Origin of the sequence: Halobacillus litoralis, from assembly GCF_020171725.1 — a bacterium.
Taxonomy (GTDB): Bacteria; Bacillota; Bacilli; order Bacillales; family Halobacillaceae; genus Halobacillus; species Halobacillus litoralis_F.
This window is the reverse complement of the sequence record NZ_JAIVAJ010000002.1, coordinates 185,738-206,750: the sequence shown is the minus strand read 5'-3', so window position 1 is coordinate 206,750 and position 21,013 is coordinate 185,738. Positions and strand designations below refer to the sequence as shown.

18 protein-coding genes, 1 other RNA gene and 1 other annotated feature are annotated in these 21,013 nt (G+C 46.7%); of the genes, 3 read left to right on the top strand and 16 right to left on the bottom strand.

Going from position 1 to position 21,013, the window contains the following annotated elements; all coding sequences use genetic code 11:
* Window positions 1-77: 77 nt before the first annotated feature.
* The 12 genes from LCM20_RS05265 to LCM20_RS05210 form a co-directional block, all read right to left on the bottom strand.
* A complete protein-coding gene (locus tag LCM20_RS05265) occupies window positions 78-362 on the bottom strand; it encodes a DUF1292 domain-containing protein (protein ID WP_225194382.1) in 285 nt (94 codons plus the stop codon).
* A gap of 18 nt (window positions 363-380) precedes the next feature.
* Window positions 381-797 carry a Holliday junction resolvase RuvX gene (gene ruvX / locus LCM20_RS05260; RefSeq protein ID WP_225194381.1) on the bottom strand — a complete coding sequence of 139 codons (417 nt, stop codon included), beginning with the start codon at window positions 795-797 and terminating at the stop codon, window positions 381-383.
* Complete coding sequence (locus LCM20_RS05255; protein WP_225194380.1) at window positions 794-1,066, bottom strand: IreB family regulatory phosphoprotein; 273 nt, start codon at window positions 1,064-1,066, stop codon at window positions 794-796. The genes ruvX and LCM20_RS05255 overlap by 4 nt, the downstream gene beginning before the upstream one ends.
* A gap of 63 nt (window positions 1,067-1,129) precedes the next feature.
* The gene (alaS, locus tag LCM20_RS05250) at window positions 1,130-3,766 is read right to left on the bottom strand and encodes an alanine--tRNA ligase (protein ID WP_225194379.1); all 2,637 of its coding nucleotides are present in this window, start codon (window positions 3,764-3,766) and stop codon (window positions 1,130-1,132) included.
* 320 nt (window positions 3,767-4,086) lie between these two features.
* Entirely contained in the window at window positions 4,087-5,154 is a 1,068-nt protein-coding gene (locus LCM20_RS05245; protein WP_225194378.1) for an AI-2E family transporter, read from the bottom strand.
* Between the two features lie 238 nt (window positions 5,155-5,392).
* Complete coding sequence (locus LCM20_RS05240; RefSeq protein WP_225194377.1) at window positions 5,393-6,199, bottom strand: TIM barrel protein; 807 nt, start codon at window positions 6,197-6,199, stop codon at window positions 5,393-5,395.
* Between the two features lie 15 nt (window positions 6,200-6,214).
* Window positions 6,215-8,542 carry an ATP-dependent RecD-like DNA helicase gene (locus LCM20_RS05235; protein WP_225194376.1) on the bottom strand — a complete coding sequence of 776 codons (2,328 nt, stop codon included), beginning with the start codon at window positions 8,540-8,542 and terminating at the stop codon, window positions 6,215-6,217.
* A gap of 24 nt (window positions 8,543-8,566) precedes the next feature.
* Window positions 8,567-9,226, bottom strand: coding sequence for a tetratricopeptide repeat protein (locus LCM20_RS05230; protein ID WP_225194375.1), 660 nt, complete (start codon window positions 9,224-9,226; stop codon window positions 8,567-8,569).
* Between the two features lie 66 nt (window positions 9,227-9,292).
* Window positions 9,293-10,405: a tRNA 2-thiouridine(34) synthase MnmA gene (gene mnmA, locus LCM20_RS05225; protein WP_225194374.1), complete on the bottom strand. Its 1,113-nt coding sequence runs from the start codon at window positions 10,403-10,405 to the stop codon at window positions 9,293-9,295.
* Window positions 10,406-10,418: 13 nt separating this feature from the next.
* A complete protein-coding gene (locus LCM20_RS05220; RefSeq protein WP_225194373.1) occupies window positions 10,419-11,561 on the bottom strand; it encodes a cysteine desulfurase family protein in 1,143 nt (380 codons plus the stop codon).
* A gap of 16 nt (window positions 11,562-11,577) precedes the next feature.
* Complete coding sequence (cymR, locus tag LCM20_RS05215) at window positions 11,578-11,997, bottom strand: cysteine metabolism transcriptional regulator CymR (RefSeq protein WP_225194372.1); 420 nt, start codon at window positions 11,995-11,997, stop codon at window positions 11,578-11,580.
* Window positions 11,951-12,568 carry a YczE/YyaS/YitT family protein gene (locus LCM20_RS05210; RefSeq protein ID WP_412097984.1) on the bottom strand — a complete coding sequence of 206 codons (618 nt, stop codon included), beginning with the start codon at window positions 12,566-12,568 and terminating at the stop codon, window positions 11,951-11,953. Before LCM20_RS05210 ends, cymR begins: the two co-directional genes overlap by 47 nt.
* 189 nt (window positions 12,569-12,757) lie before the next feature.
* Between LCM20_RS05210 and LCM20_RS05205 the strand changes: the two genes are divergently transcribed.
* Both LCM20_RS05205 and LCM20_RS05200 read left to right on the top strand, forming a co-directional pair.
* Entirely contained in the window at window positions 12,758-14,035 is a 1,278-nt protein-coding gene (locus LCM20_RS05205) for a replication-associated recombination protein A (RefSeq protein WP_225194370.1), read from the top strand.
* 112 nt (window positions 14,036-14,147) lie between these two features.
* On the top strand, window positions 14,148-14,804 hold the full coding sequence (locus LCM20_RS05200) for an RsfA family transcriptional regulator (RefSeq protein ID WP_225194369.1): 657 nt from the start codon (window positions 14,148-14,150) through the stop codon (window positions 14,802-14,804).
* Window positions 14,805-14,879: 75 nt separating this feature from the next.
* Here LCM20_RS05200 and ssrS read toward each other — a convergent pair.
* The 3 genes from ssrS to hisS all read right to left on the bottom strand — a co-directional run bounded on the left by ssrS (window position 14,880) and on the right by hisS (window position 18,204).
* A non-coding RNA gene (ssrS, locus tag LCM20_RS05195) (6S RNA) lies at window positions 14,880-15,075 on the bottom strand.
* Window positions 15,076-15,143: 68 nt separating this feature from the next.
* The gene (gene aspS / locus LCM20_RS05190; protein ID WP_225194368.1) at window positions 15,144-16,922 is read right to left on the bottom strand and encodes an aspartate--tRNA ligase; all 1,779 of its coding nucleotides are present in this window, start codon (window positions 16,920-16,922) and stop codon (window positions 15,144-15,146) included.
* A gap of 1 nt (window position 16,923) precedes the next feature.
* Window positions 16,924-18,204: a histidine--tRNA ligase gene (gene hisS, locus LCM20_RS05185; RefSeq protein WP_225194367.1), complete on the bottom strand. Its 1,281-nt coding sequence runs from the start codon at window positions 18,202-18,204 to the stop codon at window positions 16,924-16,926.
* 68 nt (window positions 18,205-18,272) lie between these two features.
* Window positions 18,273-18,486, bottom strand: a binding site (T-box leader).
* A 155-nt stretch (window positions 18,487-18,641) separates the two neighbouring features.
* Here hisS and LCM20_RS05180 point away from each other — a divergent pair.
* Window positions 18,642-20,174: an N-acetylmuramoyl-L-alanine amidase gene (locus tag LCM20_RS05180; protein WP_225194366.1), complete on the top strand. Its 1,533-nt coding sequence runs from the start codon at window positions 18,642-18,644 to the stop codon at window positions 20,172-20,174.
* A gap of 388 nt (window positions 20,175-20,562) precedes the next feature.
* On the opposite strand, the gene dtd is transcribed toward LCM20_RS05180, so the two are convergent.
* The gene (gene dtd, locus LCM20_RS05175; protein WP_225194365.1) at window positions 20,563-21,009 is read right to left on the bottom strand and encodes a D-aminoacyl-tRNA deacylase; all 447 of its coding nucleotides are present in this window, start codon (window positions 21,007-21,009) and stop codon (window positions 20,563-20,565) included.
* Between the last annotated feature and the right edge of the window lie 4 nt (window positions 21,010-21,013).

Here is a 21,013-nt window from a genome sequence, read left to right as displayed (position 1 = left end):
CTACAATTGTAAAAAAATTTATAAATTCTCAAGTAAAAAAAGGGGGAATCAAATGAATGATTCCCCCTTTCACTCTATTATGCTAAATCTTCATCTGTAAGAGTGTTCAGCATTTCTTCAACCATTTCCCACTCTTCCTCCGATTCAATCTGGAAAAGAGCTAGGTCATCTTCTTCGTTCCCTTTCTCTTCATAACGGAAAGCGAATACTTCTACTTCGTCGCCTTCTTTTTGATCAGCCGGTACGACAGCGATGTAAGATTGCTTCGTCTGCTCTACGTCGAACGTAAACAAGACTTCAAATAAATGTTCTTCTCCATTTTCATCTGGAATGATAATACGCTCTTCTTTTTCTAATGCCATCGTTTAGTGGCCTCCTTTTTATTGTTTGGAATCAAGATACCCTTGCAGGATCATGACCGCAGCCATTTTATCAATGACTTTCTTCCGCTTTTTACGACTTACATCTGCGTCGATCAGCACTCTTTCTGCTGCCATCGTTGTAAGTCGTTCATCCCATAGATGAGCGGTGATGCTAAAGTTTTTCTCAAGCCAAGAGGCGAACGTTTGGCTCGCCTCTCCTCTTGGTCCGATCGTTCCATTCATGTTCTTCGGAAAGCCGACGACAGCCTCTGTAACCATATGCTCATCAATGATAGATTGGAGTTCATCTTTGGCTGTGGAATAATCATTTTCATCCCATTTAATCGTCGTCAGTCCCTGGGCTGTCCAACCAAGGGCGTCTGATATGGCGACGCCAATGGTTTTCTCTCCCACATCTAAACCTATTTTCTTCATTCGCTGCCCTCGTTATTCTTTTCAAGATAAAATTTCACTAGTTCTTCAATCAACTCATCGCGTTCTATTTTGCGAATGAGATTTCTTGCGTCCTGGTGCCTCGGGATATAAGCAGGGTCTCCTGAAAGCAGGTAGCCGACAATTTGATTGATCGGGTTGTACCCTTTCTCCTGCAGGGCGCCGTGTACAGACAATAATACTGAGCGCACATCTTGGTCGAACGGTTCTTCTGAGAAATTAAACCTCATGGTTCTATCCATCGAACTCATTTCATTCACCTCGCACTTAGTAGTCTTTACTTTATTATATACCTGATTCCTAAGCATGAAAAACTATGCGTTTTGACTCACATACTCTTTCGCGAACTCAAGTGCTTCCGGAATCTTAGACGCATCTTTTCCTCCGGCCTGAGCCATGTCGGGACGTCCACCGCCTCCGCCTCCGCAGCGGGTTGCAGCTTCCTTGATCAATTGACCTGCATGGTATCCTTTTTCTACTAAGTCGTCAGATACTCCTGCAATCAACTGTACTTTATTTCCGTTCGGTGTTGCAAGTAGTATGATCCCTGAACCGATCTTCTGTTTCAAGTCGTCGATCATCGTACGCAATGCGTTTGCGTCTTTGACATCGACTTGTTTGGCAAGTACGTGAACCCCATTCACTTCTTCTACTTCATCCAGAATCGAGGAAGCTTCCATGTTCGATAGTTTCTGGCTGAGGGAATCGTTATCACGCTGCAAGTCTTTCATTTCTTTATGAAGCGCGTCGATCCGTTCCGGTACTTGCTCAGGTTTCGTTTTCAGAAGTTCCCCGGCTTGCTTCAGAAGCGCTTCTTTCTGATTCATATACAGATAGGCATCTTTTGCGGTAACGGCCTCGATACGGCGTGTACCCGCTCCGATTCCAGACTCTGAAACGATCTTGAACAAACCGATTTCCGCTGTATTATGGACGTGACATCCACCACAAAGCTCCAAGCTGTAGTCTCCGACCTGTACCACTCGTACAGTATCTCCGTACTTTTCACCAAACAGAGCCATGGCACCTTTCGCCTTTGCTTCCTCGATCGAGTTGTACTCGATTGAAACAGGAATCGATTTCCATACTTTTTCATTGACGATGGACTCGATTCTTTCCATCTCTTCATTGGTAACAGATCCAAAGTGAGAGAAGTCAAAACGAAGACGGTCCGGTGCTACAAGAGATCCTGCCTGGTTGACGTGGTCACCCAGTACATCTTTTAGCGCTTGGTGAAGAAGGTGAGTCGCCGTGTGGTTCTTCACAATGAAGGAACGGGAACCTGCGTCAACTTCTGCTTCTACTACAGCGCCTTTTGTGATAGTGCCTTCCTGAACGACTGCTTCGTGCATGTGCTGTCCGTTTGGTGCTTTTTGAACATTCGTTACTTCGAGCTTCGCATCGTCTGTTCGAATAAAGCCTTTATCCGCCATTTGACCGCCGCTCTCAGCGTAGAATGGTGTCTGATCAAGGAACAAGTAGACGGTATCTCCCGCCTGTGCCTCGTTACTGAAGTCTTTCCCCTTGATCAGCTCGACAACCTTGGATGTCGTTTGCAACTGATCGTATCCGATGAAGGTACTTTCGACATGGACATCACCAAGTACGCCTTCCTGAATCTGCATCGAATCGGACTTCTGTCGTGCATTACGTGCACGCTCACGTTGTTTTTCCATTTCTAAGCGGAAGCCTTCCTCATCGATGGTAAACCCAGCATCTGCGATATACTCCTCGGTCAACTCTTTAGGGAAACCATAGGTGTCATACAGACGGAATACTTCTGTACCAGGGAAAACATTGCTGCCTTTTTCTGTTTCCTGTTTCATAATCGTAGAAAGGATTGCGAGTCCATCATTCAAGGTCTCGTGGAATCGTTCTTCTTCTGTTTTAATGACATTTTGAATGAACGCTTCTTTCTCTTTCACTTCCGGATAAAAGTCTACCATGATTGCTGAAACTTCCGGAACAAGCTTGTACATGAACGGCTCGTCGATTCCGATTTGTTTCGCAAAGCGAACCGCACGACGAAGTAGACGTCTAAGAACGTAACCTCGTCCTTCGTTGGAAGGAAGCGCGCCGTCACTTACAGCGAATGTTACCGTACGCATATGGTCAGCGATGACTTTGAACGCCGAGTCTTCTTCTTGACTATTTCCGTACTGACGACCCGAAATTTCTTCCGTTTTCTTGATGATCGGCATGAACAGATCTGTCTCGAAGTTCGTGTCCGTTCCTTGAATCACGCAGACGATACGCTCAAGTCCCATCCCTGTATCAATGTTCTTCTTCGGTAGAGGCGTGTACGTATGATCCGGGTTGTGGTTGAACTGAGAGAACACGAGGTTCCAGATTTCCAAGTAGCGTTCATTTTCCCCACCAGGATAGAGTTCAGGGTCCTGTGGATCATTTCCGAACTCCTCACCACGATCATAGAAAATCTCTGTATTCGGTCCACTCGGGCCTTCCCCGATGTCCCAGAAGTTCTCTTCAATTCGAATGATTCGCTCTTCCTCAAGACCTACTTTATCACGCCAGATGGCAAACGCCTCATCATCCTGTGGGTGAACAGTGACGGACAGCTTTGACTCATCGAATCCAATCCATTTGTCACTCGTTAGAAATTCCCAAGCCCATTCGATCGCTTCCTCTTTGAAGTAGTCACCGATCGAAAAGTTTCCGAGCATTTCAAAGAATGTGTGGTGACGGGCTGTAAACCCTACATTCTCAATATCATTCGTACGAATCGACTTTTGAGCGTTCACAATTCGTGGGTTGTCCGGTGTTACCCGGCCATCAAAGTATTTTTTTAGTGTAGCCACACCACTGTTGATCCATAGAAGTGTAGGGTCCTCGTGTGGGACGAGGGATGCACTCGGCTCAACACTGTGACCTTTTTCTTTAAAGAAATCTAAGAAAAGCTGACGCACTTCTGCTGAAGTTAACGATTTCATTGCTTTGCCTCCTTAAGTATCTGAAAATCATTTCTATACAAACGAAAAAACTCCCGTCCCTGCACATTGGCAGGGACGGGAGTTCACTCCGCGGTACCACCCTGGTTATAGGCGAATGCCTATCATCTCAGTACGCGTATAACGGGGCGTTGCCGGCGGTGATTAACCGCACTCCGGAATAGCTTTCAGTAACCTTGTCCATAGCCTTCCTCTCAGCCAAAGGGAATGCCTCTCTTTATGGAAGTATTACTTACTCCGTTCCATCTTCGTATTGCTTCGTTCATATAGTGTCGATATGCGCTATTATAGATAAACGAACCTCATCTGTCAATGTTTAAACGGCCTTCCCTCACTTCCGATACAACCACTTTCACACAGGTCAAAATGGGTACAGCGAGGATCAGGCCGGCAATACCCGCAACCTCTCCGCCCGCAAGCAGGGCAAGGATGATGAACAAAGGGTGTATGTGAATGCTTCTCCCCATGATGTAGGGGGACAAGAGGTTCCCTTCTGTCAGTTGAATGACGATGATGACGATGAGGGTGAAAATGACGATTTTCCAAGACATCGTAAGTGCGACAATCAAAGCAGGCACCGCTCCGAGCAGCGGTCCGAAATAGGGAATGATATTCGTGACGCCTGCCAGTATTCCGAGGACGAGCGGATAAGGTAAATCGATGATCCAAAACCCGACAGAAGCGAGCACTCCGACAAATAAACTGATGAATAACTGCCCACGAATGTAGCCACCGAGGGAATGATTCAACTGAACCGTGAGACGCTTCGCTTCGTGGTGCCAGTGACCGGGCAGACATTGCAGAAGCCAATGACCGATTTTTTTATAGTCTTTCAAAAAGTAGAAGGTCATGACGGGAATCACTGCCATCAGGAAGACCATATCAAACAAGCCCCTCATTCCAGTAATCACGGACATGACTCTGATGCTGAGCCACTCTTCGAATTCCTTCAGGCTTCCGTCCGCCCGTTCATGGATCCCGTCTGGAAGTCGTTCCGTTTGGGCATAGAACGCCTTCGTCCATTGCTTATAGGTTTCTGATAGCTGCGGGGCTTGTTCACTGAGCATCTTCAATTGTTCCAGAAGATGAGGATATCCCCGGTAAATGCCGAATCCTGCAAGCGTAAAGAAAGCGGTGAAAATGAGTAAGATTGCAACTGAACGATTGACTCCCGCTCCCACCATAAACTTGACGATCGGATGGAGAAGAAGTGAAAAGACCAGGGCGAGAACAAAGGGCAGAAGGATGGTTCCAATCGTGATCAGCACGTGGTCATAGTATGGAAACAACCACGCCAGTAAAAGCAGGGAGAGGAGGATGATGAAGAAAATCACCCATCGTTTGACCCATTTCGTAGTCTGGTCGGTCATGCCCCTCTACCCTTGCTGGTAAAAGATATCATTTAAAGAGCTTAAACTTCCATCTTCTTCAATCTGGTGAATATTGACTTTTCCATCCTCCACCCACAACTCCAAACAGCAGTTCCAGCAATAAAATTGGTGCGTACCGATCTTCCCTAGGTTCTTACTCTCACAGTTAGGACATCGCATAGATGAGCAAACTCCTTTTTTACCATCCAGTATGACCGCAACCTGCGAGATTCATACATTAGGATAGTAATTGGCGCACCCACTCAAGCCCTTCTTGTACAGATTGAGACGAAGGAGAAGTATGCGGGGTATGTTCAAAAATGAAGTATTTCCCTTCTCCCTCGCCCAGCATTACAATACACCATTTCATATCGTAGGCGCCTCCCTCAGTTGGATGGAGCACGCTCCAGAAATAACCTTTCTCCGTAAACGTAACATTGTGAAGGTGGACCACTTTCGTGAAAGGCAGAAGAGGTTTTATGTAGGGCATCCAGTCCCCTTTTGCTGCCATGAAGTAGTCTCCGAGATCGATGCAGATGGGTAATCCATAGCGTCCCCATAGACTTCCAGCACATTGGTGAAGGTATTCAATGTTACACGGGGAACGGTCAAAACCAAGCTTCGGTTCACAGACAATCGGCAGTTTATACTTCTCTTGGAGATGTGACAGGAAGGTAAGCCCTTCTTCTATTCTTCCAAACGGATCCGCCGACGGACCTTTGAAGTATGGGAAATGGACAAGGACGTACGATGCTCCGACCTCAGCCAAGTAGGCTACTTCCTCTTCGAATTGCTGCCTGGCTTTTTCTATCGGCATTTTAACGGATTCGATCATGTCGTACTTACTTCCACTTCGAATCAGAGGAGAATGTACGCCAAATGTAACCTGATTCTCCTCAGCCAGATTCAAGAAAGTGTGAACGGATTCCATGTCAGGAAATTCTCCGATCTCTACATGAGTGCATCCAAATTGGAATAAGTGATCAAACTGTTCAGGGTCCGACATGATGGTACTGCCGGACATGCCTGTCTTATGTCCTTGCATACGACCGCTCCTTCCTTACATGAAATCATAGGGCGATAACCCTTCCTCTTCCTCCTCTTCAACAGGCGACGGCGGGGCATCCTCTTGAAGTTTTTCTTTTAAGTGGGTGTATCGAGTATTTTGATCGGTTGCTTTGATTCCTTCTAGAAATGCCTGACGATCACCACAGATCATCAAAGACTGCTTAGCGCGCGTTATGGCAGTGTAGAGAAGGTTCTTCCTCAGCATCCGTCTATAACTTCTTACTACAGGTAAGATGACGATGGAAAATTCACTTCCCTGGGATTTGTGAATCGATGTGCAGTATGCATGCATGATACTGTTCAAATCCTTCTTTGGATAGACGACTTCTTTCCCGTCATACTCCACCACGACCTGCTCGACGCCGTCAACATTTTCTTCTGCTCGGAAAATAGCGACAATCTCACCGATATCCCCGTTGTACACCCCGTCTTCCGGTTGGTTCACAAGCTGGATGACTTTATCCCCTTTGCGGAACGTCGTTTCTTTAAATGTGAGATCGCGCTTCTGTTTGCTCTGCGGATTGACAACCTTCTGGATCTCTTCATTCAGCTTATGAATCCCTACATCCGTTCGATACATCGGTGCCAGCACTTGCAGGTCTTTCAGTTCGATTCCCTTGTCGACAGCCTTCTTCACAATCCGGGTGACCAGGTCTTTGAGTTGATATTCTTCTGCTGGGAGGAAGTTGAAGTCATGTTCTTTCGTAAGAGACTGCGACGTGCATTGATTGTTCTTGATTTCATGAGCCAGCTGAATAATTTTAGAGCCTTCCTTTTGCCGATACACTTCGTTCAATTTCACAGAAGGGATTTGACCCGAGGCTAATAAATCAGCGAGGACCTGCCCCGGTCCGACAGAAGGCAATTGGTCCTCATCTCCAACGAGAAGCACCTGCATATCCGAAGGAACGGCACGGAAAAGCTGGTTGGCGAGCCATACATCGACCATCGAGAATTCATCTACAATGAGAACTTTCCCCTCAATGGGGTTATTGTGGTTCTTCTCAAAAGTTTGATGTCCATCCCACCCGAGAAGGCGGTGGATCGTACTGGCAGGCAGGCCCGTCGATTCGTTCATACGCTTAGCGGCTCTCCCTGTCGGTGCGGCTAAGACGAAAGGAAACGGCTCATCGGAATCGAAATCCTTTACATCTGTCGAGAGCTCATTCAACGCAGCATAGGACTGGATGATCCCTTTGATCACCGTCGTTTTACCCGTTCCCGGTCCACCTGTTAAAATCATTAGCTTTGAGGATAGAGCTTTTTCGATGCCTTGAAATTGATCTTCCCCGTAGCTCATGGACTCTTCTTCTTCGATATCCCCGATGACTTTCAATAGATCTGCCTGCGTAAATTCCTGTTCAATCGATTCTTCCATGATTCGTTCGATATGGCCACGGAAGCCATTTTCAGCGAAATAGAGGGAAGGAAGATAGACGCGTTCTTCTTCAATAAATACATAGCGTTCTTCAGCTAGATGAATCAACTGGTCAGAAAGTGATTCAAACTGGATTTCTGGATCATGGCCGGCATTAAGGAGCTGCTCGACTTGAAGAAGGCAGTCCTTCGTCGGCAGGTAGACGTGACCATCCGACATGTTCTTTTGCAGAACGTAAAGGCACGCCGCTCGTATCCGAGTAGGGTGGTCATGAGCAAGCTCCTGAGCTCTTGCCATTTCATCTGCCCTGTGGAACCCGAAACCTTCTACCTTAAATACAAGTTGATAAGGGTCTTCTTCAATGATGGAAAGCGTTTGATCCTTGAAGACTTCATAGATCTTCTGAGACAACTTCAAACCGAAGCCATACTTGGAAAGATGAATCATGACGTGCTCGAACCCTTGATGTTCCTTGAGGGCATCATACAGCTGATCCGCCTTCTCTTTGGCCAGTTTCGGAACCTCTTTCAGCACATCACGGTCTTCCATCACTTTTGATATCGCTTTTTCGCCAAGGTGGTCGACAATCCGTTCTGCTGTCTTCTTTCCTATGCCGTGAAATAGATCACTGGATAGATAGTGGACCAGGCCTTCTTTCGTCTCAGGTAACACCCTGTTATACATCTCCACGACATACTGCTCACCGAACTTTTTGTGCTGTTGAAAGGCGCCGTAAAAAATGTACGTCTCTCCCTCCTCCAAAGGAGAGAAGTGCCCTTTAATGACAAGCTTTTTTTCCTTGAAATCCTCATTCGTCTCTTTGACGTGAATGAGTGCAATGGAAAAATGCTCGGATTCGTTATGGAAAATCATCCGACTGAGCTCGCCTTTTACATATGGGCGTTCTTCATTCGATTCCTCAAAGAGCGACTGTTGTTTCATGATCATCTTTCTCCTTCAAAAATTCTACTCGTTCAGGGCTTGTTCGACCTGCGCCTTGGCATGAGCAGCCAGCATGTGCTCTGAATTGATTTCAAGTGCACGGGTGAAGTGCTCCAAAGCAAGGTGTGCATCTTCTTTATGAAGAGCTACGACACCAAGATTATAATAGGCGTCACTGTGTTCTTTTTCCAATTGTAGCACACCGTTCATCACTTTTTCAGCCTCGTCAATCTGGCCATTCTGGGCGGCGCACAAGCCGTATTGGAACTGAACGTCCACATCCTCGGGAGCAAGCTCAGCTGCTCTCAGTAAATAAGGAAGGGCAAGCTTCGGATACTCCTGGTGAACGTACGTCATCCCCAGCATAAAGTGAACGTCCGCCTCATCCAGGCCGTTCTGCACAGCTAGAATGAACTGTTCCTGCGCCTTCGTGTACTTCTCCTGCTCGTAGTACACATTTCCGAGCCCGTAATAGGCTGTAGCTGCCTTTTCATCCAGTTCAATCGCACGATGGAAGAATCGCTCCGCCCTTACATGATCGTTCATATGAGTCAAAAGGTTTCCGAAGTTGATATACCCAACGGGCTCTTTCGGGTTCTCATCGATCGCCTCTGTAAACAGCTTCGCTGCCTCTTCATAGTTATGGTTCTGCATTTGTTCAATGCCCTGCTTCAATTTGTCCATTGTTCTTCCTCCTTCAAATCATGTTAAAAAGGTCATGCCCTGTTATAACCGGACATGACCTGGTTGTCAGCCGACGTACGTGACGGCTTCCTCTTCTTTCAATACCGTATCGATCGTTGCACCACCGAGACAGACATCTCCATCATAGAAGACAACAGCCTGACCTGGTGTGATGGCACGTTCCGGTTCATCAAATGTGACTTTCAAACGACCATCCTCAAGTGGTTCAACCGTCACACCGCTGTCTTGTTGGCGATAGCGGAACTTCGCTGTAGCCTTGAACGGTTCAGTCGGTGCCTCTCCTTTTGTCCAACCGGCTTCTGAAGCGATGAGTCCGTCTGAATAGAGCGCATCGTGATGGAACCCTTGTCCGACGTAAAGAATGTTGTCTTCCACATTTTTACCGACAACAAACCACGGGTCACCTGCTCCTCCGATTCCAAGACCTTGACGCTGACCAAGCGTGTAGTACATCAGGCCGTCATGCTTGCCTTTCACTTCTCCGTCCAGCGTTTCCATGTTACCAGGCTGTGCTGGGAGGTATTCGCTCAGGAAGTCTTTGAAGTTGCGCTCGCCGATGAAGCAGATTCCAGTCGAATCCTTCTTCTTCGCCGTCGCGAGATCATTTTCTTCAGCCATTCGGCGTACTTCTTTTTTCTCTAAATGCCCGAGCGGGAACATGACCTTCTCGAGTACATCTTGAGACAGTTGGTTAAGGAAGTACGTCTGATCCTTATTGTGATCGACTCCACGAAGCATTTCATATACACCATCATTCTCACGGACTTGGGCATAGTGGCCTGTCGCAAGGTAATCGGCACCAAGGCTCATGGCATGATCAAGGAATGCTTTGAACTTGATCTCTTTGTTACACATAACATCAGGGTTCGGCGTACGTCCTTTCTTGTATTCTTCCAAGAAGTACGTAAACACTTTATCCCAATATTGCTTCTCAAAATTCACGGCGTAATACGGGATATCCAACTGGTTACAAACTCGGATCACATCTTCATAATCCTCTGTCGCTGTACAGACTCCGTTTTCATCTGTGTCATCCCAGTTCTTCATGAAAATGCCGACGACATCATATCCTTGCTGCTTCAGCATAAGTGCCGCAACTGATGAATCGACTCCCCCACTCATTCCGACAACTACGCGTGTGTCTTTTGGTTCTTTCATTGTTTTCACCTTCCTATTCGCTCAGTCTATGAACAATCTGACTGACTTTCCGCGCTGCTTCCTTTACATTCTCTTCTGTGTTCGCAAGACCAAAACTGAATCGAATCGAATTAACTGTTCTCGCGTCCCCTTTTCCGTACATAGCGGAAAGAACGTGGGAGGGCTCTACAGAACCTGCTGTACAGGCACTTCCACTCGAAGCGGCAACGCCTGATAAGTCAAAGTTCGTAAGCATCGTCTCTACATTCGTTCCAGGAAAGCTGATGTTGACAATCGATTCCATACATTTATCTTCTGATCCATTCACTGTATAATTCACAGATTCCTCTGTTAGAGTGTTAAGAAACTGTTCTTTAAACGAGCGGTATTTCTCTCTGTATGCATCCCTGTTTTCAAGGATGATCATAATGGCTTCTTCCATGCCTTTGACGGCTGGCACATTCTCTGTCCCCGCTCGTCTCTTACGCTCCTGTTCCCCACCGTGCTGAAGGGAAGCAAGAGTTGTACCTTCCCGAACATATAAGAACCCGACCCCTTTAGGACCGTTGATCTTATGACCGGAAACGGCTAATAAATCGACAGCAAGCTCCTGCACATCGATTTCAATCAAACCGTAAGCTTGGACGATATCAGAATGAAAAGCGGCCTGATGATCTTTGAGCAGGTCCGCAACCTCCTCGATGGGCTGCATGATCCCTGTCTCGTTATTCACCATCATGATAGACACAAGAATCGTATCCTCACGTAACGCCTCTTTCACATCCTGAACACGTACCGAACCCGTTTCATCTACAGGCAGATACGTGACCTCAAACCCTGTGGATTCGAGATATTCGGCTGCATGTAATGTAGCATGATGCTCGACGTTAGTGGTAATGATATGCTTGCCTTTTTCCTTGTTCGCCATCGCTGTTCCGATAATGGCCAGGTTATCAGCTTCTGTGCCACCACTTGTAAAAACAATTTCTTTCTCATTCGCTCCGATGCTCTTCGCGGCCGTTCTTCTTGCCTGGTCCAGAATCCTTCTAGCCTTCCTGCCAAACTGGTGCACGCTCGACGGATTCCCATATACCTCTTGGGTTACGGGGAGCATCGCTTCGATCACTTTCGGATGGACAGGCGTTGTGGCTGCATGATCTAAATAGATCGATTCCATGTTTACCCCTCTTTTCTTAAATATAGAACATATAGGCGTCTTGTGTTTGGTCGTCTACGTGATCCTTCAAGTCCTCGAGTGTCGTCGTATCCAGAACATCCTTCACAGCATCCCTTACACGTTTCCAGAGCGCCTGTTTCGCAGGTTCTTCATTCTCAATGCCTTCAACCGGTGTAATCGGCCCTTCCAACACGCGGATGACATCCCCTGCTGTAATCTCATGAGGAGCTTTGGTCAGCATATAGCCTCCGTATGCGCCTCTCACACTTTTAACGAGCGAAGCATTCCGTAGAGGTGCAATTAACTGCTCAAGGTAGTGTTCAGATAAATCATTATCACGGGCGATCTGCTTTAAAGAGATCGGTCCCTCTCCATGCTTTCTTGCGAGTTCAATCATTATGGTTAGACCGTAACGGCCTTTGGTAGATATCTTCATATAATTCACCTTTCGTTTGTAAAAACTCCAGCCATTTCTTAGCTAACGGCAGTGTATAACCGACAAAGGTTCCTAAAAATAATGCGATAAATACAGTTCCAAGCCCAACGGGGCCTCCAAGCGCAAGTCCTAAGACAGCGACTGTGATTTCAATGCCGTTCCGTACATGAGATACTTTCCATCCCGTAGCTTTTGTAATAAGAAGCATCAAGCCATCTCTCGGTCCTGCGCCCAATCCTGGAGCTACATAGATCCCGATTCCAATAGCAATGACGAGTGTTCCTGATCCAAATACGAGAAGCTTCGTTAATAAAAGATCCGGTTCTGGCAGCAGCCAGTTGAAGAAGTCGATAAAAACACCGATCAAGACCATATTTAAAACAGTTCCCAACTGAGGAATCTGCTTTTCTAAAATGGAATGCAAGAGTACGATGACAAGTCCCGCGATAATCGACCACGTTCCGACGGTCAGCCCGAACTGTAGAAACAGTCCGTAATGGAAAACGTCCCATGGTCCGATTCCGAAGTCTTTCACCTGCATCGTCATCGAAATTCCAAATCCTAGAATCATTAAACCAATTGTGAAAAAGCTCCAATTCAGAAGGCTCTTTTGTGGGCGTTCATTGTGTTTCTCCACACAAAACCCTCCTCTCTTCATTATACCAAACGCTATTATAGCATGAATGGCAACCCTCTTGCATTTTAATAGAAATCCGACTAGTGTTAAAACAAATGACCTTGAAATGAAGGAGTTGGAACGATGAGTCAACAACCGCTCGCCTTTCGTATGCGACCGTCACATATAGATGAAATTATCGGACAATCCCACCTTGTCGGAGAGGGTAGAACGATCAGAAGGATGATCACTGCAGAACGACTGGCTTCCATGATTTTGTTCGGACCGCCGGGAACCGGCAAAACATCGATGGCCACCGCACTTGCCAAAAGCCTGAAACTGCCTCATAAAACATTAAATGCTGTAACAGATAAAAAGAAGGATATGGAAATCGCCGTGGAGGAAGCGAAAATGCACGGGCAGCTCGTCTTGATTTTGGATGAGGTGCACCGCCTCGATAAAGCCAAGCAGGACTTCCTACTTCCCCACTTGGAGAGTAACCGTCTCACACTGATCGGATGTACGACCAGTAATCCATATCACTCGATCAACCCAGCAATCAGAAGCCGGTGTCACCTTTTTGAACTTTACCGCCTTACACCTGAAGAAGTGAAGGAAGCCTTGCAGAGGGCGATTTCAGATGATGGGAAAGGACTCGGGAATCTCACGTTAGATATAGAAGAGTCGGCCTTAGATCACTTCTCTCAATCTTCTAATGGAGACCTGCGTGCTGCCCTGAACGGATTGGAACTCGCTGCGTTCTCGACTCCTGAAAACGAAGAGGGCATCGTCCCGATTTCTTTAGAAGTTGCAGAGGAGTGCATGCAGAAGAAGAGCTTTTCCCATGACAAAGACGGAGATGCGCATTATGACGTCTTATCTGCTTTTCAGAAGTCAATCAGAGGAAGTGACGTGGACGCCTCGCTTCATTATTTAGGTCGACTGATTGAAGCAGGAGACCTCGACAGCATTGCAAGACGGATGGTCGTCATTGCCTATGAGGACATCGGACTCGCGAACCCACAAGCAGGGCCACGCGCCATGGCAGCTGTTGAAGCAGCAGAAAGGATCGGTTTCCCGGAAGCCAGAATCCCGTTATCCGTTGCGGTGACGGAACTCGCCCTGTCGCCGAAGTCAAACAGTGCCTATAAAGCATTAGACGCTGCATTGAGTGATATTCGCAACGGTAAAAGCGGAGACGTGCCTGCCCACTTGAAAGACTCCCATTATAAAGGAGCTTCAGAGTTAGGCAGAGGAAACGAGTATAAGTATCCTCATAACTATGAAGGTGCCTGGGTGGATCAACAGTATCTGCCGGACACGATTAAGAACCGCAGCTACTACGAACCGAATGCGACTGGGAAGTTCGAACAGGCCTTGAGCCAAGTGTGGCAGAAAATCAAAAAACAAAAATCTACGTAAGTATAAACCTCACTCCTGTTGGCTACACTACAACTAAATCTGAAAAACTACTTTTCTATAGACGCTAAAAAAGTGGTCTTAGAATATAGAACTTAACAGGAGTGATATCATTATGCCTAAAGTAAGACAAGATGCGTGGTCTCATGAAGATGATCTTTTGCTGGCTGAAACGGTGTTACGCCACATTCGTGAAGGAAGCACACAGCTGAAAGCATTCGATGAAGTCGGCGACGTGCTGAACAGAACCTCTGCTGCTTGTGGGTTCCGCTGGAATGCGGAGGTCCGCCAAAAGTACGAACAGGCCGTCGAACTCGCAAAGAAACAGCGTAAAGAGAAGAAACGAGAAGAAGCCAAGCAGCAGCCGGCCTTCTCCCCTGCTCCTAGTAAAAAGCCTGAGTCCATACCCGCTTATACCTATATTGAAAAAGAACCTGAGCCTGTCTATGCTGATGCTCCCGTTCAATCAGGGCCTGAGGAAGGATCGATCGATTTTGATCAAGTTATTCATTTCTTAAAGGACTTGCAGAGAACCGCTTACTCCGGACAGACGAATACGGAGCAGGTTGCGTATTTGGAAGGTGAAAATGAAAGACTAGCGAAGGAAAATGAAGAGCTGAATAGAAAGTTAGAATCGATGGCAGATGATTATCAGTCGATGATTCAAATTATGGACCGCGCCCGTAAGATGGTGATGTTTGACGACCAAGAAGGATATAAACCTCAATTCCGTATGGAGAAAAACGGAAACTTGGAGAACGTCGCAAGGTAATGATTACATCTGTATTATTATAAGAAAGCCCCAGGGATATGATCCCTGGGGCTTTCTCGTTATGTAATAAAAAAGATCAATCCCAATCGTGCCGTTGTTTTGTGATGAGTTTTGAACCCGCTCTAGGCAGGTGGGTGCCCTGTTCTGTGCTTCTTGCGTCCTCCCATCAGTGATGGTTAAGAGGCGTGCATTCCACACGGAAACGCCAGGCTCCCGTCTCATAAATGTTCGGTCAAAACGTGCATTCGAACAACGTACACATCAGGATTGATCTCTTTTTATTGTAAGGTCATCATAGCATATTTAGATAACCTTAGCAAGAATGATTCATGTGATTCCTCATTCATTTTCGTCTTCTTTTTTCGACACCACTTGTAGGTGCAGCTCTTCAAGCTGATCAGTGCTGACTTGACCTGGCGCATTGGTCATCAAGTCTGTTGCAGATGCTGTCTTAGGGAACAGAATCGTATCACGAAGGTTCGTACGACCTGCAAGCAGCATCACCAGACGGTCAAGTCCGAATGCGATTCCACCATGTGGAGGTGTCCCGTATTCAAGAGCGTCCAGCAGGAATCCGAACTGTTCTTGTGCTTCTTCGTTCGTGAAGCCGAGTACTTCGAACATTTGGTTTTGAAGGTCTTTTTGATAGATACGAAGAGATCCTCCACCAAGCTCGTATCCGTTCAGGACGATGTCGTATGCTTCGGCGTGAACATTCTTCGGATCCGTCTGCAGCTTGTCCACGTCCTTCTCAGCAGGCATTGTGAACGGGTGGTGTGCCGCATGGTAACGACCTTCCTCCTCGTCGTACTCAAACAGTGGCCAGTCTGTTACCCATAGGAAGTTGAACTTCTCAGGGTCGATCAGGTCCAGTTTACGTGCAAGCTTCTGACGAAGAGCTCCTAGGCTGTCATGAACAACAGATGTCTTGTCTGCTACAAATAGAAGCAGGTCTCCGTCTTTCGCTGACATCTTGTCCATCAAGGCAGCCGCTTCCTCTTCTGAGAAGAACTTCGCAATCGGTCCGTTAAACGCGCCCTCTTTCACTTTCAACCATGCAAGACCTTTCGCTCCGTAAATTTTCACATCTTCTGTCATTTTGTCAATGTCTTTACGGGAGAAGTTATCGGCCTCTCCTTCAACGTTGATGGCACTCACCTGACCACCTGAAGCGACCGCACCACTGAATACTTTGAAGCCGGAATCCTTTACTTCTTCAGAAAGGTTTACAAGCTCAAGACCATAACGCGTATCTGGCTTGTCTGAACCGTAGCGCTCCATTGCTTCATGGTAAGGCATACGCGCGAAAGGCGTTTCGATATCGATGCCTTTCACTTCTTTCATCACACGCTTCATCATGCGCTCTGTCATAGCTTGAATGTCTTCTGTGGACATGAAGGACGTTTCGATGTCGACTTGTGTGAATTCAGGCTGACGGTCCGCACGTAAGTCTTCATCACGGAAACAGCGCGCAATCTGATAGTATTTCTCAAAGCCTGATACCATCAACAACTGTTTGAACAGTTGCGGAGATTGAGGCAATGCGTAAAACTCACCATCATGGACACGGCTCGGAACAAGGTAGTCACGTGCTCCTTCCGGTGTACTCTTCGTTAACATCGGGGTTTCCATTTCAAGGAATTCCTCTTCATTCAAGAAGTTACGGATCGTCTGAGTTGTCGCGTGACGCATTTTGAACGTATCCTGCATTTCTTTACGGCGTAAGTCCAGGTAACGATACTTCAAACGAAGATCTTCTGATGTTTCAGACTTGTCCTCGATCATGAACGGAGGCGTTTTGGATTTGCTTAGGACGTGAAGCTCCTGAGCTGCAATCTCAATTTCACCTGTGCCAAGGTTGTCATTGACCGTCTCTTCGCTACGTGCCAATACCTTCCCTTTGACTTCAATCACGAACTCACTTCTGACTCCTTCAGCTGTTTCCAATGCTTCTGGTGACGTTTCAGGGTTGAATACGACTTGGACAATGCCCGAACGGTCTCTTAAGTCGATGAAAATAAGGCCGCCAAGGTCCCTTCTTTTCTGCACCCATCCTTTAAGTGTCACTTCCTGTTCCAAATGTTCTTTACGTAAAACTCCGCATTTTGTTCGTTCCATTTTATTCGCCTCCGATCAATTGTTTTTTCATATAGTCGATGATTTCATCAAGAGAAATTTCCTGCTGATCTCCTGTTTCCATCGTTTTCACGTTGATGACGTTATTCTCGAGCTCCTGGTCTCCCAAGACGAGAACATATTTGGCATTCAAACGGTCTGCCGACTTGAACTGAGCTTTCATCTTTTTGCCTAAGTAGTCTTTATCGACCTGCACTCCGGCACGTCGAAGTTCATACGTCAATTTCACAGCCGCTTTCTCCGCGTTTTCCCCTAGAGCTACGACATAGGTGTCTAAGCCTTCATCTACAGGGAGCTCGATTCCTTCTGCTTCAAGCGCCATCAGAAGGCGTTCAATACTCATGGCAAATCCGATTCCGGATGTTTCCGGTCCGCCGACTTCTTCAACTAGACCTGTGTAACGACCGCCTCCACTCAAGGTTGTGATGGCTCCAAACCCATCCGCTTCACTCATGATTTCAAAAGCTGTGTGGTTGTAATAGTCAAGGCCGCGAACAAGGTTCGGATCAATTTCATAGGCAATGCCCATTTCGTCCAAATACTTCTTCACTTCTTCAAAGTAGTTACGAGAATAATCGTTCAAGTAATCAAGAATCGATGGGGCGGTGCTCATCGCCGTGTGCTCCCGGTCCTTCTTACAATCCAATACGCGTAATGGATTTTGGTCCAGACGAACTTGACAGTCAGCACAAAGCTCTTCTCGGTGTGGATCGAAATGACGAACCAGCGCTTCTTTGTGCGCCTCTCTGCTTTCCTGATCTCCAAGGCTGTTCAAGACGAGCTTCAAGGATTTCAACCCAAGCTCTTCGTAAGAACCAAGCGCAAGAGCCAATACCTCCGCGTCAATGGCCGGATCATCACTGCCCAAAGCTTCGATCCCGAACTGAACGAACTGGCGCTGACGGCCTTGTTGAGGACGTTCGTAACGGAACATCGGTCCCATATAGAAGTATTTCGTCGGCTGGCTTGGAAGACCGTAAATCTTGTTCTGTACATAAGAACGGACAACAGAAGCGGTTCCTTCTGGACGAAGTGTCAGGCTGCGATCACCACGATCTTCAAAGGTGTACATTTCTTTTTGAACGATGTCCGTGCTGTCCCCAACGCCTCGCTGGAACAGTTCTGTATGTTCAAAAATTGGTGTGCGAATTTCTTTATAGTTATATCGACGGCACAAGTCCATCAATTTCTCTTCTACATACTGCCATTTCTCAGAAGTACCAGGCAGGATATCCTGTGTACCGCGTGGAGCGTTCATGCTCATGTTCATTCCTCCTCAAATTAAAAACCATTTCTTTCCATACAAAAATCCCGTCCCTTTTCTCGTTAAAGAAAAGGGACGGGATTACCCGCGTTGCCACCCTAATTGAAGCTGATGCTTCCGCTTAAAACAGTTAACGCCTGTGGACGGCTGTATCTACTGTTATTCGATACAGCACCTAAGAAATGTCTTTCACCCGTTCATCATGCAAGAATGCTCTCAGCCTAACGGCATCCTCTCTCTGGCCATGTGGGGACGAGATACTTTTTTCCTCATCGGTTTTTGTCGATTCAATATAGAATTGATTATTATCATATAGCCTGATTCACTCTCCTGTCAAGTTCCTATCAAAAAAAGATCATGTTTAACGTTCTCTTCTAGGAGGTATAAATGTATACCTTGTCGAATAAGGAGTGTTAGAAACATTGGGAGGTGTGTAAATGTCAACGATACGTCACGTGCTACCCGTTCTCTTCGTTCTTATCTTCCTCTTCCCAGCCCTTACATACGCAGATAAAGCCGTCATTCAAGTAGATAACCTGAATGTGCGGACAGGGCCGGGACTCAACTACGAGCGAACGGGACAAGTGAACAAAGCCGAGACCTTCGACATCATAAAGGAGAAGGATAACTGGCTGCAGATATCCATCAATGGAAAACAAGGATGGGTGGCGAAATGGCTGACAAAGGTGAACAAAAGCGAGGCGGTTCAGTCGAATAAGTACCAATCGAAAGTAGACTACCTGCGCATTCGGTCATCCCCGAGTTTCGACAGTCAGGTGTATGGTCACTTGATGAGAGACCAAGTCGTCCAATCGACGAAACAAGAAGGAGAATGGCTGAAGATCGATCACAAAAACGGCTGGGTCCATGCGGATTATGTAACAGCAACCAAAGACCAAGCACCTTCTGAACCGAAGGAAGAAGAAAAGAAAGAGCCGGAACCGCAGAAATCTATTGGAAAAATCAAAGTCAGAACGAACGTACTTAACGTGCGGAGTGCCGGAAATACAAAAGGTGACATCGTATCCAAAATTAGAAATGGAGACATGGCTGAATACATAAGCAATGTGAACGATTGGTACCAGATCAAGCTTCAAAACGGCCAGAAAGGCTGGGTTGCCGGATGGCTCGTTGATGAAGTCAATACCGTCTCCATGCCGGATCCACCCAAAGAGCCACCTAAAAAACCCGCACCAGAAAACAAACAAGTCGTTGAATTGAAATACAACCACACTAATTTGAGAAAAGGCCCTTCGACAACTAACCAAGTTGTTGGATCAGGTCAGCAAGGAGAAACCTTCCCTGTAATTGAAAAACAGGGCGAATGGTACAAAATCCAGTACAAAGGCGGAGCCGCTTTTGTAGCCGGCTGGATCGTAAAGGAGTCGACCTCTACGAAACCCGACCAGCAAGGAACAATCAATGGCAGCTTAAAAGGAAAAACGATTCTGATTGACGCGGGCCATGGCGGTCGCGATTCCGGAGCCATCGGGCGGAGTGGAAGCTACGAGAAGACCCATACGCTTCAAACCGCGCAATCATTGAAGAAAGCCTTGGAGAACAAAGGGGCAAAGGTTCTGATGGCGAGAGACGTTGACGAATACGTTTCTTTATCGATTCGAAGCTACTATTCCAACTCTTCTTCTGCCGACGTATTTCTGAGTCTGCACTATAACAGTGCTCCGAAGCACGTGAGCGCAAGCGGCATCAACACCTATTATTATCACAACCGCGACAAACCGCTCGCTTCGGTCATTCAGAAAAACATGATCAATGCAACCGGTTTAAAGAACCGCGGCGTTCAATATGGTAACTTCCACGTTATTCGAGAAAACAAAAAGCCTGCTCTATTACTAGAACTCGGTTTCTTATCGGATATCACAGAAGAACAGACCATTCAGAAAACAGGCTACAAGACGAAGGTCAGCCAAGGAATTACGAATGGATTACTAGAGTATTTCAGTAAATGACTGTAACCACAACTATATTAAAAGCCTTGCAGAAAATACCTGCAAGGCGTGAGAAGGGTTCTTTTGGTGATTCATTAATCTTTCTAGTAAAGGAATTTGGGGATATACGCTAATTCAGATGCTAGATGTTTGCACAGAACAGCGTTTCAGACTCTGGCTTTTGCTAGGTTCTGGATCCACTGTTATGGCAAAGTGGGTTGGAAAATGGCGAGACTCCAGCGGGATGCACGGACAACGGCGAGACCCCGGAAGACGAAGTCTGAGGAGGCTCGGCGTCCGCCGCCGGAAAGCGAGCTATTTTCCAACCCACGATTCTCTCTATTTCATCCAGAACCTTTTTCGATAACCTAAAAAGCCTTGCAGAAAATATCTGCAAGGCTTTTTCCTATTATCGGTCTTTACTTTCGAGGATTAAGGTAACAGGACCAGCGTTTATCAGCTGCACATTCATCATTGCGCCGAACTCACCCGTTTCCACTTGAACCCCTTCATTTTTGACCATTTGATTAAAGGTTTCATAGAGCTCTTCAGCCTGCGGAGGCTTGGCAGCTCCCATGAAATTCGGACGTCTCCCTTTTCTTGTATCCCCATAAAGGGTGAATTGGGAAACGGATAAAAGTTTTCCACCCGTGTCAACGAGAGAAAGGTTCATCTTTTCATTCTCATCTTCAAAAATACGGAGATAAGGAATTTTTTTGGCTAAATAACGCGCATCTTCCTCGGTATCCTCATGAGTGACCCCGAGTAGTACAACTAAGCCGTTCTCGATCTTCCCAGTCGTTTCCCCTTCAACTGTCACGGAAGCATCGACAGCCCTTTGGACGACTGCTTTCATCCGA

What these genes read in the sequence shown, in the direction of transcription:
- LCM20_RS05265 (WP_225194382.1), bottom strand. Translation starts at nt 362, where the DNA reads ATGGCATTAGAAAAAGAAGAGCGTATTATCATTCCAGATGAAAATGGA.
- ruvX (WP_225194381.1), bottom strand. Translation starts at nt 797, where the DNA reads ATGAAGAAAATAGGTTTAGATGTGGGAGAGAAAACCATTGGCGTCGCC.
- LCM20_RS05255 (WP_225194380.1), bottom strand. Translation starts at nt 1,066, where the DNA reads ATGAGTTCGATGGATAGAACCATGAGGTTTAATTTCTCAGAAGAACCG.
- alaS (WP_225194379.1), bottom strand. Translation starts at nt 3,766, where the DNA reads ATGAAATCGTTAACTTCAGCAGAAGTGCGTCAGCTTTTCTTAGATTTC.
- LCM20_RS05245 (WP_225194378.1), bottom strand. Translation starts at nt 5,154, where the DNA reads ATGACCGACCAGACTACGAAATGGGTCAAACGATGGGTGATTTTCTTC.
- LCM20_RS05240 (WP_225194377.1), bottom strand. Translation starts at nt 6,199, where the DNA reads ATGCAAGGACATAAGACAGGCATGTCCGGCAGTACCATCATGTCGGAC.
- LCM20_RS05235 (WP_225194376.1), bottom strand. Translation starts at nt 8,542, where the DNA reads ATGAAACAACAGTCGCTCTTTGAGGAATCGAATGAAGAACGCCCATAT.
- LCM20_RS05230 (WP_225194375.1), bottom strand. Translation starts at nt 9,226, where the DNA reads ATGGACAAATTGAAGCAGGGCATTGAACAAATGCAGAACCATAACTAT.
- mnmA (WP_225194374.1), bottom strand. Translation starts at nt 10,405, where the DNA reads ATGAAAGAACCAAAAGACACACGCGTAGTTGTCGGAATGAGTGGGGGA.
- LCM20_RS05220 (WP_225194373.1), bottom strand. Translation starts at nt 11,561, where the DNA reads ATGGAATCGATCTATTTAGATCATGCAGCCACAACGCCTGTCCATCCG.
- cymR (WP_225194372.1), bottom strand. Translation starts at nt 11,997, where the DNA reads ATGAAGATATCTACCAAAGGCCGTTACGGTCTAACCATAATGATTGAA.
- LCM20_RS05210 (WP_412097984.1), bottom strand. Translation starts at nt 12,568, where the DNA reads ATGATTCTAGGATTTGGAATTTCGATGACGATGCAGGTGAAAGACTTC.
- LCM20_RS05205 (WP_225194370.1), top strand. Translation starts at nt 12,758, where the DNA reads ATGAGTCAACAACCGCTCGCCTTTCGTATGCGACCGTCACATATAGAT.
- LCM20_RS05200 (WP_225194369.1), top strand. Translation starts at nt 14,148, where the DNA reads ATGCCTAAAGTAAGACAAGATGCGTGGTCTCATGAAGATGATCTTTTG.
- aspS (WP_225194368.1), bottom strand. Translation starts at nt 16,922, where the DNA reads ATGGAACGAACAAAATGCGGAGTTTTACGTAAAGAACATTTGGAACAG.
- hisS (WP_225194367.1), bottom strand. Translation starts at nt 18,204, where the DNA reads ATGAGCATGAACGCTCCACGCGGTACACAGGATATCCTGCCTGGTACT.
- LCM20_RS05180 (WP_225194366.1), top strand. Translation starts at nt 18,642, where the DNA reads ATGTCAACGATACGTCACGTGCTACCCGTTCTCTTCGTTCTTATCTTC.
- dtd (WP_225194365.1), bottom strand. Translation starts at nt 21,009, where the DNA reads ATGAAAGCAGTCGTCCAAAGGGCTGTCGATGCTTCCGTGACAGTTGAA.